Below are 13,456 nucleotides of genomic sequence, written 5' to 3' on the forward strand. Positions count from 1 at the left end.
ACCGCACTTACGCGTGTTCGTTGGGACCGGATCGGCTGCTGGACCGAAGTCGATCGCCGGATGCCGGTCCAACCGGTTCGGGACGACTCCCGGTCGAGCGCGTCACTCGGGGACCCGTTCTCCCTCGAACAGACGCGCTCGGACGTCCGAGCCGTACAGTCGGGTGATCGGCCGTCGCCACAGTCCGAGTTCCCGCGCCAGCGCCCCCGCGACCTCGAGGCGCGTGCCGACCGACGGCCCGATCCCGATCGCCACCTCGCCCTCGATCCGGGCCGTCGTCCGCAGGAGATCGCCGTCTTTCCGCGTGAAACTGGCCATCGTCCAGTCGCGCGCTCGAGGACTGCGTCGGGGTCGGGCGACCTCGAGTCGAACGGTCTCGCGCTCGTCGTAGCGGCCGCCGTCGACGACGGCTCGAATCCCGTCCGGGCCGTCGGTCACCGTGATGTCGGCCCGTTCCTTCGGATACCCCCAGCACTCGCGGCCGAGCGCGACCGAGGGGTCGGTTGTAACCGGGAGCCAGTGCACGTAGCCGCCGATTTCGCCGTCCGCAAGCTGTGCGAGGGGGAGGTCCGCTCGGCTCCCGTGGACCGCTGGGATGATGACGGCGAATTCGTCGTAGGGCTCGAGCCCCGTCTCGTCTCGATCTCCGCCACCGACCCGGTGGTACTGGATCCCGACGAGCGCGACGCAGCCGACGCCGGGTGCCATCGCGAGCGACGAAAGTCCCTCCGGGAGAACCGCCTCGAGTCGACTGCGACGCGCAGGGACCGTCATGCCGCCCATCGCGAACGATAGCTCGAGCGGGAGTTCAATCACGTGGCCGGTCGAAAGCCGTCGTCGCGTCCGTCCGTCGCCGGTAGTCATGGCTGACGGTACGACGGGATCGGTCGTAGTAGTACGGATCGCGGCCGTCGGCGACGAGGACCGCTACTGTTTTGCGGACTCCGTCCGTCGCGCCGGACAATGACTGCGTCGACCTCGAGCGGCCGATTGTCGGATCGCGAGCGCGACGACGATATGTCCCTTCCGGCGTATCTTGCGCCCGTTCCGCGCACGCTCGAGGACCTCGGATTGCAATTTGCGTGGCTCGTCGTGGCGATCAACCTCGCGGGGACGGCCTTCGGCTTCTGGTACTACTCGGGGCAGTTCGCCGGGACCGCAGCCGTGCTGTGGCCGTGGGTTCCGGACAGTCCGCTCGCGACGCTGTTCATCGCGCTGGCGATCGCCTGCTGGAAGCTGGGTCGCGAACAGCCGTGGCTCACCGCGCTGGCCTTCTTCGGCAATATCGTGCTGGGGCTGTGGACGCCCTACACGCTGCTCGCGTTCGCGGATTCCTACGCGTATCTCTCTCCGGTGATGTACCAGTTCCTCTTCTGGAGTCACCTCGCGATGGTCGTGCAGGCCTTCGTCCTCTACCGGATCAGCGACTTTCCGGTGTGGGCCGTCGCCGTCGCCGCCGTCTGGTACTGGAGCAACCTCATCGTCGACTACTTCGTCCCCATTGTCGGCGAGCCCCACCATACGATCATCCCCGTCGAGCGCGACGCGGCCATGTTTCTCGAGGCCGACGCGCTGGGCGTGATCGCCGCCGGCGAAGTCACGTTCGTCCTCCTGGCGCTGTTTCTCGCGCTCGCGATCCGGGTCAAAAAGTGCGAAGCCGCCCGGAGTCGGCCGTAGCAGGCGGCGCGGCCCCTACAGATCGGTCGTGAACGCGAGCTCGAGGTAGGGATCGAGCGAGCGGGCTGCGGCTCGGCGCTCGATCGTCCCCGCGTCCGCATCGTACCGTAGCACCTTCGAGTCGACGAGCTTTCGAAGGTGGTTGTGGTGGAACTCGACGGCGATCTGCTCGAGGCGGTCGCCGGTCGGATTCCCCTCTCGGTGGGCGATCCGATCGACGAGTTCCTCGAGGCTCACGGCTCCGACTTTCCGCGACAGGTAATACAACGCGTACCGTCGGTGGTCCTCGCACAGGAGTTCGAATACCGTGTTCGAGTGGAGCGAGGTGTCGCTTCCGGAACTGTTGACGTCTGAGATGTCTGTCTTCATGCGGTGCTCTGTACTCGGCTTACGCGACGGCGGACGACGCATCGGCTCCGATCGACTTCAGCAGAGCACGCCGACTGATTGGCCGAAGTCGTCATAACTCTTCTGTACAGAGAACAAATGTCGGATAAGATTTGATCTAGGGACGTGGTTGTCCATGAATCCGGTGTTATCCGGCCGCGAGACGATCTCACAACGTGAGAGGTGTGGCCTACTCGAGGATGAGGACCGCCGACTCGGTCTCAATCATCTCGCCCTCGCCCGAGTAGGTCCGCTCGAGTTCGACCTCGAAGAGGTCGTCCGCGAGTTCCTCGCCGGCGACTCGAAGCACACCCTCGTCGTCGTCAATCTCGTACTCGCCGCTCTCGATCCCGTCGTCGATCTCGCCGACCTTCGATCCGAACTTCGGGCCGACCGACGAGTAGTCGAGATCGATCGCCGCGACCTCGGTCGTGATCTCCGGCGGTTCCTCGAGCACCGCGAGCTCCTGGACGTGCATCACGTGCTGGATCGCGTCTTCGAAGCCGTCGATGTCCCCGTAGACGGCCACCGACTCGAGGTCCTCGTTCAGCGGCAACTGGTGCTCGCTCTTGTAGCGTCGCAGCGCGGAGATGACCTCCATGGCGGTCTCGCCGGCCGCAAGGTCGGCCTCGTACCCCTGTGGGTCGGGCCAGTCGCGGGTGTGGATGCTGCTCTCGCCGAGATTCTTCCTCTCGTCACCGTAGACTGCCTGCCAGATCTCCTCCGTCGCGTGGGGCAAGAACGGGGCCCAGAGCTCGAGGAAGGTCCGATGTGCGGTCCGCAGCGCATACTGTGTCGACGGGTTGTCTTCGCGCGTCTTGGCGATCTCGAGGTAGTCGTCGCAGAAGGTGTTCCAGAAGAACGTCCGCAGGCGGTCACGGGCCTTCGCGAACTCGTAGTCCTCGAGGTGGGCGGTCAGATCCGCGACGGCGTCGTCGAGCTCCGCGAGGAGCCAGCGATCGATCGCCTCGAGGTCGGCGGGCTCGTCGGGATGGGCGGGTGCGAGCGTATCGACGAGTTTGGAGGCGTTCCAGAGCTTTCGAAGCAGCTTCTCGCCCGCGGTGAGGTCCTTTTCCTGGTACGGGAAGTCGTCGCCGACGGCGGCGCTGGCGGCCCAGAACCGGACGGCGTCGACTGGGTACTCCGAGAGCACCTCGTCGGGTTCGACGACGTTCCCCCGCGATTTGGACATCTTCTCGCGGTTCTCGTCGAGGACGTGGCCGTTGATCATCGTCGCGTCGAAGGGCACCTCGCCGGTGTGCTCGTAGCACTTGACGACGGTGTGGAACAGCCAGAAGGAAATGATGTCGTGGCCCTGCGGACGCAGATCGAACGGGTAGAGCTCCGGGTTGTCCATCGTGAACTCCTCGGACGCCGCGTCCCAGTCCCAGCCGGCGTTGATCAGCGGCGTCAGCGAGGAGGTCGCCCACGTGTCGAAGACGTCCTCCTCGGCCTCGAACTCTTCGTGGCCGCATTCGGGACAGGCCGAGACCGGTGGCTCGTCGCTCAGCGGGTCGACTGGCAGTTCCGTCCGCTCGGCCATGATCTCGTGGTCGCAGTCCGCGCAGTACCAGACCGGGAACGGGATGCCCGAGTCGCGCTGGCGCGAGATGAGCCAGTCCCACTCGAGGCCCTCGATCCAGTGCTCGTAGCGGGTGAACATCTTCTCGGGGTACCAGTCCATCTCCCGGCCGGCCTCGAGGTACTCCTCTTTGTGGTCCAAGATTTCGACGTACCACTGCTTGGAGACGCGGTATTCGACGGCGGTGTCACAGCGCTCGTGGACCTGGACCGCGTGGGAGATCTCCCAGCGGTCGCGCAGGGACCCCTCGTCCTCGAGGTCCTCGACGATGGCCTCGCGGGCCTCCTCGGTGGACATGCCCTCGTAGGGACCGGCGAGGTCGGTCATCGTCGCGGATTCGTCGATGGCCACGCGGAGCGGCAGGTCGTGGGCCTGGTACCACTCGATGTCGTTCTGGTCGCCGAAGGTACAGCACATGACGACGCCGCTGCCTTTCTCCATGTCGACGCGCTCGTCCTCGATGATCGGCACCTCGTGGCCGAACAGGGGAATGCGAGCGGTCTCACCGATGAGATCCCGATTCTCCTCGTCGTCGGGGTGGACGAAGACGGAGACGCAGGCCGGGATGAGTTCCGGTCGCGTCGTGGAGATGACGAACTCCTCGCGCGGCGCGTCGTCGCCGACTAGCTCGAACGCGATGTCGTTGAAGTGCGAGGCGCGCTCCTCGTCTTCCATCTCGACCTGCGAGATGGCCGTTTCGCACTCCGGACACCAGATCGCGGGCGCCTTCTTGCGGTACTCGCGGCCCTTCTCGTAGAGGTCGAGGAAGGACAGCTGCGAGATGCGCTGGACGCGCGGTTCGATCGTCTTGTAGGTGTTGTTCCAGTCGATCGAGGTCCCGAGATCCTGCATCTTCTCCGTGAACTCGGCCTCGTACTCTGCACAGACCTCGCGGCAGAGTTCCTGAAACTCTCGGCGCTCGTAGTCTTGGTGACGGATATCCAGTTCTGACTCGGTCAAGCGCTCGCTTGCGATTCCGTTGTCGTCGTAGCCGAAGGGAAAGAGCACGTCGCCGTCGTGCATCCGCTGGAATCGAGCGGCGAAGTCCTGCAGCGTGGAGCCGTAGAGGTGGCCCATGTGCAGGCTGCCCGAGACCGTCGGCGGCGGCGTGTCGATCGAGTAGACGGTGTTCGGGTCCTGCTTCTCGTCGCCGTCGTAGGCGTAGACGTCGGCGTCGATCCAGCGCTGCTGCCAGCGTGATTCGACTGTGTCGGGATCGTAGCCTCCCTCGAGGGTCGGCTCGCCGGTCTCGGCGTCGACCTCTCGCTCCGGCGTGTCCGTGCTCATGCTCTCACCGCCCGCGGAGGGCGTCGTCGGTGCGTCGTCGCGATAGTGAAGGTGTGCTCGTCCATGCTGATACCGGTCGTTGCTCGGTGAATGCTGGTCGCCGACAATACATCCGTCGAAACGGGGTGGGGAATGTGGGGCTATGGGTCCCCTACGAAAACGGTGTCGCGCGGGCCATCGAATGTGTCGCCCGCGACGGTGGCAGCCATAATCGACTCTACTCCCGGGAACGGTGTTAGGTGTTTCGCGTCGGTTCAGTGATCGGCCGAATCTCCGACGGCCTCGAGATCGATGACGGCCCTCGAGTCGGTCACGTGCCGCAGTTCGCCGTCGAGATACGCCGCCAGTCGCTCGAGCGACGGTTCCCCATCGCCGTCGGCCGTCCGGACGACCGTAATTCGATCGTGTCGAGTCGCGTCGTAGTCGCCCTGCATGACGATCGAGAACAGTTCTCTCGGAGTGACCGGCTCCTGGGCAGCCAGCCGTTCGGTGAGATCTCCGAGCGAGGACTCGACCGTCGTCTCGACGTCGAAGGTTACGTCGACCGAGACGGTTTCCTCGCGGTTGGTCGCCGCGAGATACTCCTCCGAGCTCCTGACAGCGGGCTCGAGGATCGCTTCGAAATCGACGCCGTACTTGACGGTGCCGAGATAGACGAACGCGAGCATCGCCCGAAGTCCGTCGAGAAACGCTTCGTCGGTCGTCGTCCGTTCGAAGACCTGTTTGCGGTCTTTTTCGGGGAGCGTGTGCAAGAGCAGGTCGAAATCGAGCGTTGCAGCGTGAATCCGTCGTCTGATTCGGGCCTCGGCGTTGCGTTTCGACTGCTCGTGGTTCATCTCCCGCTCACCGAGCAGGTAGGCCCGATCGGCGGGGCTGAGGACGCCACGTTCGCGGTCAGTGTCCGTATTCATAATCGATATCCGATTATACACAATCGACTTCTATCCGAACTGCTATCACTCTCCCGGTCCGACGAGGGGATAATGAACTCGTCGCCCGACCGGAGCGAGCTCGCATGAGCGGACCTATCGCCGCTCGCTACGCGGAGTGGATCGTCTCGCACAGTCGATTGGTCGTTGTCCTCGTCCTGGTGCTCACCGCCGTCGTCGCCGTCGGCGCGGTGGTCGGCGAGAGTGGGGAGGGCGAGATCGGCCAGTTCGAGACGGACTCCGAGGAGACCGATGCGCTCGAGGAAATCGAGGCGACCTACGGCACCGACGACGCGGTCGTCGCCCAGTTGGTCGTCCGCGACGAGAGCGGCGACGTGCTCACCCGCGACTCGCTGCTCGAGGGGCTGCGCCTGCAGCAGGACGTCCGCGAAGACAAGGACCTGAACGCGACGCTGGACGAGCAGGGGTTCGTCGGCCTCGAAAATATCGTCGGTACGGCCGCCGTCTACGAGGACCGGGCGGAATCGGCGAACGGCCGGCCCGACGCGAGCGAGCCCACGCTCGAGGAGCAGATTGCGGCGCTCGAGTCGCGCTCGGACGAGGAGGTCGAGGCCCTGCTGGCCGACGTGCTCGACCCGGATAGCGATGCGGGACCGGGTGGGCGGGCCGCGGAATCCGGGGAGCGCGGAGATCCCTACGAGTTCCTCCCGACCGATTACGAGCCGGGTGAAACGGAGGCCGACGCGCGCATCACGTTCGTCTTCCAGGTCGACGACAGCGGCCCCGACGAGGAGCCACAGGCCGCCTACGACGCGCAGGTCGAGATCGCCGACCGGGTCGACGAGCGTTTCGACGACGCGTTCCTCTTCGGCCAGGGGGTCACCGACGAGGCCTCCTCGAACGCCGTCGGCGACAGTTTCGCGATCATCACCCCCGTCGCGCTCGTGCTCGTTCTGGGGGTGCTGGCGATCACGTACCGGGACGTCGTCGACGTCCTGATCGGCCTGGTCGGGATCGGCGTCGTGATGGCCTGGCTCGCCGGCATTCAGGGGTGGCTCGAGATCCCCTCGAGCCAGCTGCTGATCGCCGTCCCCTTCCTGCTGATCGGGTTGAGCATCGACTACGCGCTCCACGTGGTCATGCGCTACCGGGAGGCGAGGGCGGGGGAACTCGACGGAGGCACCTCGAGGGCCCGAAACGGGGCGGTCGGGACGAGAGCCGGTATGACGCTCGGATTGACGGGCGTCGTGCTCGCGCTCGCGGCGGCGACGGTCTCGACCGGCGTCGGCTTCCTCTCGAACGTCGTCAGTCCGCTGGGGGCGGTGCGGGACTTCGCGATCCTGAGCGCCGGCGGCATCCTCGCGACGTTCGTCGCCTTCGCCGTCTTTGTCCCCGCGCTCAAGGTCGAGATCGACGAGTTCCTCGAGACCCGGTTCGGCCGCGATCGAGCGAAACCGCCGTTCGGGGCGGGGACGGGGGCCACCAATCGGGTGCTCTCGCGACTGGTCGCGATCCCGCAACGGATGCCGGTCGCGGTAATTCTCGTCGCGCTCCTCCTCGCCGCCGGCGGCGCCTACGGCGCGACGGGGATCGACACGGAGTTCAATCAGGCGGATTTCCTCCCCGAAGACGCCCCCGAGTGGGCCAAATCCCTGCCGGAGCCGCTGGCGCCCGATACGTACACGATCAGCGAGGACGCCGCCTACCTCGGTGAGAACTTCGCGGAGCGCGGCGAGGGGAGTCAGACGCAGATACTGATACGCGAGGATGTCACCGACCCCGACGCGCTCGTCGCGATGAACGAGGCCGGGAGCGCGGTCGACGAAGACGGAACTGTCGTCGTCGGATCCGACGGCGAGGCCGCCATCGAGGGGCCGCCGACGCTCATTCGCGAACTCGCGAGCGAGAACGAGACCGTCGCGGCCGCGCTCGAGGAGCGCGATACGAACGGTGACGGCCTGCCGGACGAGGACATCGCCGGCCTCTACGACGTGCTGTTCGACGTTGACGCGGATCGGGCGTCGGACATCCTCTACAGGACCGACACGGGGGCGTACGAGTCCGCCCGCCTCCTCGTGACTGTCCAGGGCGACGCTCCCGCACAGACCGTCGCCGACGACAGCCGGGACGTCGCGGCCGCCGTCGAGAATGCGGGTCCCGTGACGGCCGTCGCGACCGGCGGGCCGGTGACGACGGCCGTCGTTCAGGACGCGTTGCTCGAGACGCTCGTTCAGGCGTTCGCGATCACGCTGGTGGTGATCCTCGTCTTCCTGACGGCCCTCTACTGGTTCCGCCACGGGGCGCTCTCACTGGGCGCCGTCACGCTCGCGCCCGTCGTCGCCGCCCTCGCGTGGCTCCTCGGTGCGATGGCGCTGCTCGACCTCCCGTTCAACAGCGAGACGGCCGTCATCACGAGCCTCGCCATCGGTCTGGGCGTCGACTACAGCATTCACGTCGGCGAGCGGTTCATCGCCGAGCGGGACGAGCGGGAGTCGCTCGAGGACGCCCTCGCCGCGACGGTCACGGGTACCGGCGGTGCGTTGCTGGGGAGCGCGGCGACGACCGCGGCGGGCTTCGGCGTCCTCGCGCTGGCGCTCGCGCCGCCGCTCCAGCGGTTCGGGCTGGTGACGGGGCTGAGCATCGTCTTCGCGTTCGTCGCCTGCCTCACAGTCCTCCCATGCCTGCTCGTGCTCCGGGAGCGGGTCCTCGCTCGAGGATCGTAACGCGACCGCCGAGCGATCCGACCGCTACTGCGACTCGTCATCGGAGTGAGCCCGAACCCACAACTCGCCGATCCGTGAGAGTCTGGTCCGGTAGGATTTGCCGTGCTCCTCCCGTTCGATGTACCCCTTGCCGCCGGGCCCGAGGCGGTCGACGTTGTAGATGACCTTCGACCGGAAGCTGTCCGTATATTCCTCGTTCAACTCGCGGGCCAACGATTCGGCCAGTTCCGAGACGGAGTCGAACTCGCCGTCCTCGCCGAGTTTGAAGAGGATGAGTTCCTCGAAGGGCTTGACGTTCGAGAAGGAGGCGACGGGCAACTCGACGATGTGACTGCCGGCGATTTCCTTCGCGCCGATCGTCGTTCCGCGCTCGTCGAACTCCGAGAGGAGGTCCCGGGCGGTCTCGAGGCGCTCGTCGATCCGGTCGCCGTCGAGGCCGTCACTGTCGAGGCCGTCGCTGTCGCCGATCGCCGCGTCCGATCGGGCGTCCAGGTCCTCGAGCAAGGCGATCTGTTCGCGAAGCTCCTCGGCCAGTTCCGTCTCGAGGTACTTCTCGGGGGCGGTGTAGTAGGTGTGGATCCCCTCGCGGTCCTCCTGGCGTTCGACCATCAGCGAGTGGGCCGCGTTGGCGAACGCGAAGCTCACGGTTCGGGGCATCGCGGCGACGTTGACCCAGACCTCGTTGCCCGAATCGAGCTCCGCCGTGATGAGCTCGTAGGCCTGCTCGAAGGCGTCGTCGTAGTCGTAGACATCCTCGAGGACGAACCGCTCGGTCTCGGCCCCCAGCAGGTTCTCGAAGTCCGTCTCGAGTTTCTTCGAGAGATGCCGAGAGTACTCGACGTTGGCCTCGCTGCCGACGGCCCCCTCGAGGAGGATGACGCTGTCGACATCGATCTGATCGCGCACCAGCGGCGCGATCAGCCGGTCGTAATCGAAGCCGACCGGGACGATGTGTGTTTGCATGGTCGACAGTTAGTCGGAGCCGTTACAAAAGCTCCGAGTCGTCGTCCGCGTCACTCCGTGAGCGGCATGATGATGCCGAACACGAACGGCGAGGCGAACCCGACGGCGAAGCCGATCATCGTCAGCGCGAAAAACAGCGTGTTCTCCCACTGGGGGAGGGAACCGAACATCGCGTGCCCGATCAGTTCGCTCCCCGTCCCGACGACGAAGAGGGCGAGCCCGAGAACGAAGCCGGTCTTCGCCAGTGACGAGTAGTCGCGACCGCTGTAGTGTGCCATATCGGCAGCTCACCGTTCAATCTATTACTAATTTCGATGGCGGGACGATCAGTCCTCTGCCGAGGCCTCGAGCTCGAGCCCCCGAAACAGATCCACGATCGCCTCCCGATCTCGAGCCGGATCCACGTCGAGGGCGGCGGCCAGCAGGTCCGCGCCGTCGGGGACCTCGAGCGGCAGTAGCCCGCCGGCCATCACGTCCGCGTCGGCGGCGGGCCAGACGGCGACGTGGGCTTCCGCGTCGATAGTGGCAGTAATCGGGGTCTCACCAGTGGCGTCACCGCCGTCCGTTCGCTCGCCGTCGTCGGCCACCGCTTCCGCATCGTCGGTGACCGACGCGTCCGAGTCGGTCGGATACGCGACCTCGAGCACGGTGAGATGGCCGACGGCCCCGTCGGGCCGGTCGATGTATTCGCTCGCGCGTTCCGCGCCGACCGCGATGCCGTCGTCTTTGATCGTGTCGACGAACTGGTCGCGAGCCTTCGGGGCCGCCATCTCCAGGGCGTCTGCCGAGGAGAGGCCGATAGCGGATAAGGAGGGACTGATCTGCAGATCGACGGTGAACAGCGACCGCGCCGGGATCTCGCCGCCGGAACGGAGCCGCTCGAGCGCGTCGGCGGTCGCCCGGTGTTCGAAGACGGTCGTCTCGGCGGTGACCGTCGCGAGCGAGAGACTGCGTTCGTCGGTTCGGTCGCCGAGGCGTCGCCAGTCGTCGGCGATCGGGGGCGGCAGGTCGAGAGCCATTGCCGGCGCGTATGCGGGCCGGACGTTTCGGCGTGGCGGTTCCGGTCCCGAGTCGTCCGCGGCCGAACCGTTCGTGTTCGATCAGTTCGCGTCCAAACAGTCCGCACCTGATCAGTCCGCGCCCAGTCGATCGAAGTAGATCGCCCGCCGCTCGGCGGCCGCCGGCGAGGTCAGCAGGGAGACGACGACGGTGACGACCAGCCCGAGCCCCATTCCCACGAGACCCGCCGACCAGCCGACGTACGATCCCTGAAACAGCGTCGTCACGAGGGCCGTTAGCGTCGGCACAACGTCGCCGAGTACGGGGCTGAAGAACTCGATGAGGCGGACGAGCCACCCTACGAACAGGGTCGCGAGGTAGAACCCCTGACCAGTGAGAACCCCTGCGGTGATGCCGGCTCGCGTGACTCCGCGCCAGTAGAGCGCGAGCAGGACCGGCAGCGCGAGCTGGGCGAAGCCGCTGAAGGCCGCGTCGCCGAGTTCGAACAGCGTGGCCGGCTCGAGCAGACTGCCGACGAAGGCCGCGGTCGCGAAGACGACGACCCCGCCGCGGGCCAGCAGGTCCTCCCGGCGGTCGGAGAGGTCCCGCTCGACGAACGGGCGGTAGAGGTCCCGCGTGAAGTACGACGAGCCGGAGAGCAACATCGAGTCCGAGGAGGACATCATCGCGGCCATCGCGCCGGCGATGACGAGCGCGGCGAACCACGTCGGCGTGTACTCCGCGAGGACCAGCGGCAGGACGTTCGCCCCCTCGGGAACCGCGACCTCGAGGCCGGCGGCCCACGCGCCGAGCATGAACGAGGGGACGAAGAGGAGGACACAGAGTATCGGCCAGAGGGCCAAGGAGCGCTTGAGCACCGTTTTCGAACTCGCGGCGAAGAAGCGCTGGTTGACCTGCGGGAACATCGCGACGCCGAAGCCGATCGTGATCGCCGTCGAGAGGATAAACTGAGGCGTGTAGTAGCCGCTCCCCAGCGAGAGGAACCCGCCGGTCTCCGGGTTCGACGCGAGGGCCTCGGTCGCGGCGCCGGGGCCGCCGACGGCCGCGAGCACCCACAGCAGCGCGACCCAGGTCGTGATCAGCATGAACGCGCCCTGCAGCGTGTCGGTCCAGGCGATCCCGCGCATCCCGGCGACGACGACGTAGAGGATCATGAACGCCGTGATCAGGCCGGCGCCCGCGGCGTAGGAGACCGCGCCCTCGGTGAGCGCCTCGAGCGCGGTGCCGGCCCCGACCTGCTGGAGCATGACGTACGGAAAGAGCCAGAGGAGGCTGACGCCGGCGACGAGGCCGCGCAGCCACCGCGATCCGAAGCGATCGCCGAGCATCTCGCCGAGGGTGACGTAGCCAAAGCGCTGGCCGAGCAGCCACTGCTTGTAGCCGATCACGTACCAGAGAACGGCGAAGATGATGCCGTCCATCAGCCCCATGACCAGGATCCACTCGGGCCCCTGCGCGTAGGCGATGTTCGGCCCGGCGAAGAAGGTGAAGGCCGACAGTAGCGTCGCGAACGTCGTAAACAGCAGGACGACCGTCCCGAGCGTTCTGCTCGCGAGGTAGAAGTCCTCGGCCGTCCGATCGGTCAGTCGGTAGGCGACCAGCCCGACCCCGAGCGCGAGCAGGAGATAGCCCACGATGATCGTCACCTGGAGCGTGACCGCCCTCACGGCGAGTCACCTCCGAGAGTCGTCCGCTGCTCGGGGTCGACCCGTTCTGGTGGCTCGCTCGAGTCCCCCGTCGTTTCGATGCCGATCCCCCACGCGCGCTGCGTGAACACCCAGAAGACAACCGAGGCAAGCCCCATCCAGCCGACGTGCCACCAGAGCCACACCGGCAGGCCGGCGACGACAGTCGCCGATCCCCACAGGAACCACGGCACCGCCAGTCCGGCGAGGACGACCGCGACCGCGATCCAGATCCCCAGTTCGGTTCGGCGCATACGCGAGGATTCGTCCCGATATGGGTAGTTCTTACTGTTCGATCTCCGACATCGAAGAGATTTCTTCATCAGTTCCGGATCGCGGTCACGTCTATCAGTTTTCGCTAGCTAAAATCGATCTTTCACCGAGGAAAAAGGGTATATGAGTTTGACAGAGAGTAGATATCGAACTCGATATGGCCCGGTTGTTCCCCTTTCGCTCCGAGACGGCCGCCGAAGAGGGCCAGCCCCGCGTCGTCGACCTCGAGGGCGAGGACGCCGACGCGGTCTTCAGCGCCCTCTCCTCGACGACGGCCCGGCGGATCTATGCTCGTCTCGACGAGGAACCCGGGACGCCGAGCGACGTCGCCGACGCGGTCGACTCGTCGATCCAGAACGTTCGCTACCACCTCGAGAACCTCGAGGGGGCGGGTCTCGTCGAGGTGGTCGACACCTGGTACTCCTCGCGGGGCAACGAGATGAGCGTCTACGCGACGACCGACGGGCCGCTGATCGTGACGAGCGACGAGTCGACGGCGACGAAGCTCAAGGAGGCGCTCTCGCGGCTGATCGGCGGCGTCGCCGTGCTCGCGGGCGGGAGTCTGCTGGTTCAGCACGCGCTCACGCGCTGGCTCGCGCCGACGGGAACGGACGACGGCGGATCCCAGCCGGCGACTGACGCCGGATCGCAGCCGACGGGTGACGGGGGGACGACTGGCGGGGCGGAAAACGGCTCGAGCGGCGGGGATATCGGAACTTCCACCGTTAACGGAACTGAGGGCTCCGATAGCGGCGATGCGGGTACGTCCGATCCGGCGCTCGATAGCGCCAACGAGACGGCCCAGAACGCGTCCGACGGCGGCGTGGAGGCGGCGGAGGCGGTGTTCCAAACCGTGCCGCCCGGACTGCTCTTTTTCCTCGGCGGACTCGTCGTTCTGCTCGCGGTGGTACTCTACTGGTACTGGTACCGCCCGGCGTACTGAGGCCCCAGCAGTTCGATCTGTATTTC

General features: G+C 66.4%; 12 protein-coding genes. 3 read left to right on the plus strand and 9 right to left on the minus strand.

Annotated elements, in window-relative coordinates; genetic code table 11:
* Positions 1–102 precede the first annotated feature (102 nt).
* Positions 103–864: an acetoacetate decarboxylase family protein gene (locus tag CP556_RS10485; RefSeq protein ID WP_098725568.1), complete on the minus strand. Its 762-nt coding sequence runs from the start codon at positions 862–864 to the stop codon at positions 103–105.
* Between the two features lie 99 nt (positions 865–963).
* On the opposite strand from CP556_RS10485, the gene CP556_RS10490 reads away from it, so the two are divergent.
* Positions 964–1,677 (plus strand): DUF1405 domain-containing protein, encoded by a 714-nt coding sequence (locus tag CP556_RS10490; protein WP_098725569.1) that lies wholly within the window; start codon positions 964–966, stop codon positions 1,675–1,677.
* Between the two features lie 15 nt (positions 1,678–1,692).
* On the opposite strand, the gene CP556_RS10495 is transcribed toward CP556_RS10490, so the two are convergent.
* From CP556_RS10495 to CP556_RS10505, 3 genes are all read right to left on the minus strand, one after another.
* Positions 1,693–2,046: a DUF7344 domain-containing protein gene (locus CP556_RS10495; protein WP_098725570.1), complete on the minus strand. Its 354-nt coding sequence runs from the start codon at positions 2,044–2,046 to the stop codon at positions 1,693–1,695.
* Between the two features lie 208 nt (positions 2,047–2,254).
* Positions 2,255–4,933 carry a valine--tRNA ligase gene (locus CP556_RS10500; protein WP_098725571.1) on the minus strand — a complete coding sequence of 893 codons (2,679 nt, stop codon included), beginning with the start codon at positions 4,931–4,933 and terminating at the stop codon, positions 2,255–2,257.
* 254 nt (positions 4,934–5,187) lie between these two features.
* Positions 5,188–5,844 (minus strand): DUF8102 family protein, encoded by a 657-nt coding sequence (locus tag CP556_RS10505; RefSeq protein ID WP_098725572.1) that lies wholly within the window; start codon positions 5,842–5,844, stop codon positions 5,188–5,190.
* Between the two features lie 104 nt (positions 5,845–5,948).
* Between CP556_RS10505 and CP556_RS10510 the strand changes: the two genes are divergently transcribed.
* Positions 5,949–8,546 carry an efflux RND transporter permease subunit gene (locus CP556_RS10510; protein WP_098725573.1) on the plus strand — a complete coding sequence of 866 codons (2,598 nt, stop codon included), beginning with the start codon at positions 5,949–5,951 and terminating at the stop codon, positions 8,544–8,546.
* Between the two features lie 24 nt (positions 8,547–8,570).
* Here the strand turns inward: CP556_RS10510 and CP556_RS10515 are convergent, their stop codons facing one another.
* From CP556_RS10515 to CP556_RS10535, 5 genes are all read right to left on the minus strand, one after another.
* Positions 8,571–9,509 (minus strand): HFX_2341 family transcriptional regulator, encoded by a 939-nt coding sequence (locus CP556_RS10515; RefSeq protein ID WP_098725574.1) that lies wholly within the window; start codon positions 9,507–9,509, stop codon positions 8,571–8,573.
* A 50-nt stretch (positions 9,510–9,559) separates the two neighbouring features.
* Positions 9,560–9,787 carry a DUF7860 family protein gene (locus CP556_RS10520; RefSeq protein WP_098725575.1) on the minus strand — a complete coding sequence of 76 codons (228 nt, stop codon included), beginning with the start codon at positions 9,785–9,787 and terminating at the stop codon, positions 9,560–9,562.
* A gap of 48 nt (positions 9,788–9,835) precedes the next feature.
* Positions 9,836–10,528: a DUF6517 family protein gene (locus CP556_RS10525; protein ID WP_098725576.1), complete on the minus strand. Its 693-nt coding sequence runs from the start codon at positions 10,526–10,528 to the stop codon at positions 9,836–9,838.
* A 111-nt stretch (positions 10,529–10,639) separates the two neighbouring features.
* A complete protein-coding gene (locus CP556_RS10530) occupies positions 10,640–12,196 on the minus strand; it encodes a sodium:solute symporter family protein (protein ID WP_098725577.1) in 1,557 nt (518 codons plus the stop codon).
* A complete protein-coding gene (locus CP556_RS10535; protein WP_098725578.1) occupies positions 12,193–12,468 on the minus strand; it encodes a DUF3311 domain-containing protein in 276 nt (91 codons plus the stop codon). Before CP556_RS10535 ends, CP556_RS10530 begins: the two co-directional genes overlap by 4 nt.
* A 176-nt stretch (positions 12,469–12,644) precedes the next feature.
* On the opposite strand from CP556_RS10535, the gene CP556_RS10540 reads away from it, so the two are divergent.
* The gene (locus CP556_RS10540) at positions 12,645–13,430 is read left to right on the plus strand and encodes an ArsR/SmtB family transcription factor (RefSeq protein WP_098725579.1); all 786 of its coding nucleotides are present in this window, start codon (positions 12,645–12,647) and stop codon (positions 13,428–13,430) included.
* Positions 13,431–13,456: the final 26 nt, after the last annotated feature.

The organism is Natrinema sp. CBA1119 (assembly GCF_002572525.1).
In the GTDB taxonomy this organism is placed as follows: Archaea; Halobacteriota; Halobacteria; order Halobacteriales; family Natrialbaceae; genus Natrinema.

Excerpts from the sequence above, each read along its gene's own strand:
- CP556_RS10485 (WP_098725568.1), bottom strand. The coding sequence starts at position 864 with ATGACTACCGGCGACGGACGGACGCGACGACGGCTTTCGACCGGCCAC.
- CP556_RS10490 (WP_098725569.1), top strand. The coding sequence starts at position 964 with ATGACTGCGTCGACCTCGAGCGGCCGATTGTCGGATCGCGAGCGCGAC.
- CP556_RS10495 (WP_098725570.1), bottom strand. The coding sequence starts at position 2,046 with ATGAAGACAGACATCTCAGACGTCAACAGTTCCGGAAGCGACACCTCG.
- CP556_RS10500 (WP_098725571.1), bottom strand. The coding sequence starts at position 4,933 with ATGAGCACGGACACGCCGGAGCGAGAGGTCGACGCCGAGACCGGCGAG.
- CP556_RS10505 (WP_098725572.1), bottom strand. The coding sequence starts at position 5,844 with ATGAATACGGACACTGACCGCGAACGTGGCGTCCTCAGCCCCGCCGAT.
- CP556_RS10510 (WP_098725573.1), top strand. The coding sequence starts at position 5,949 with ATGAGCGGACCTATCGCCGCTCGCTACGCGGAGTGGATCGTCTCGCAC.
- CP556_RS10515 (WP_098725574.1), bottom strand. The coding sequence starts at position 9,509 with ATGCAAACACACATCGTCCCGGTCGGCTTCGATTACGACCGGCTGATC.
- CP556_RS10520 (WP_098725575.1), bottom strand. The coding sequence starts at position 9,787 with ATGGCACACTACAGCGGTCGCGACTACTCGTCACTGGCGAAGACCGGC.
- CP556_RS10525 (WP_098725576.1), bottom strand. The coding sequence starts at position 10,528 with ATGGCTCTCGACCTGCCGCCCCCGATCGCCGACGACTGGCGACGCCTC.
- CP556_RS10535 (WP_098725578.1), bottom strand. The coding sequence starts at position 12,468 with ATGCGCCGAACCGAACTGGGGATCTGGATCGCGGTCGCGGTCGTCCTC.
- CP556_RS10540 (WP_098725579.1), top strand. The coding sequence starts at position 12,645 with ATGGCCCGGTTGTTCCCCTTTCGCTCCGAGACGGCCGCCGAAGAGGGC.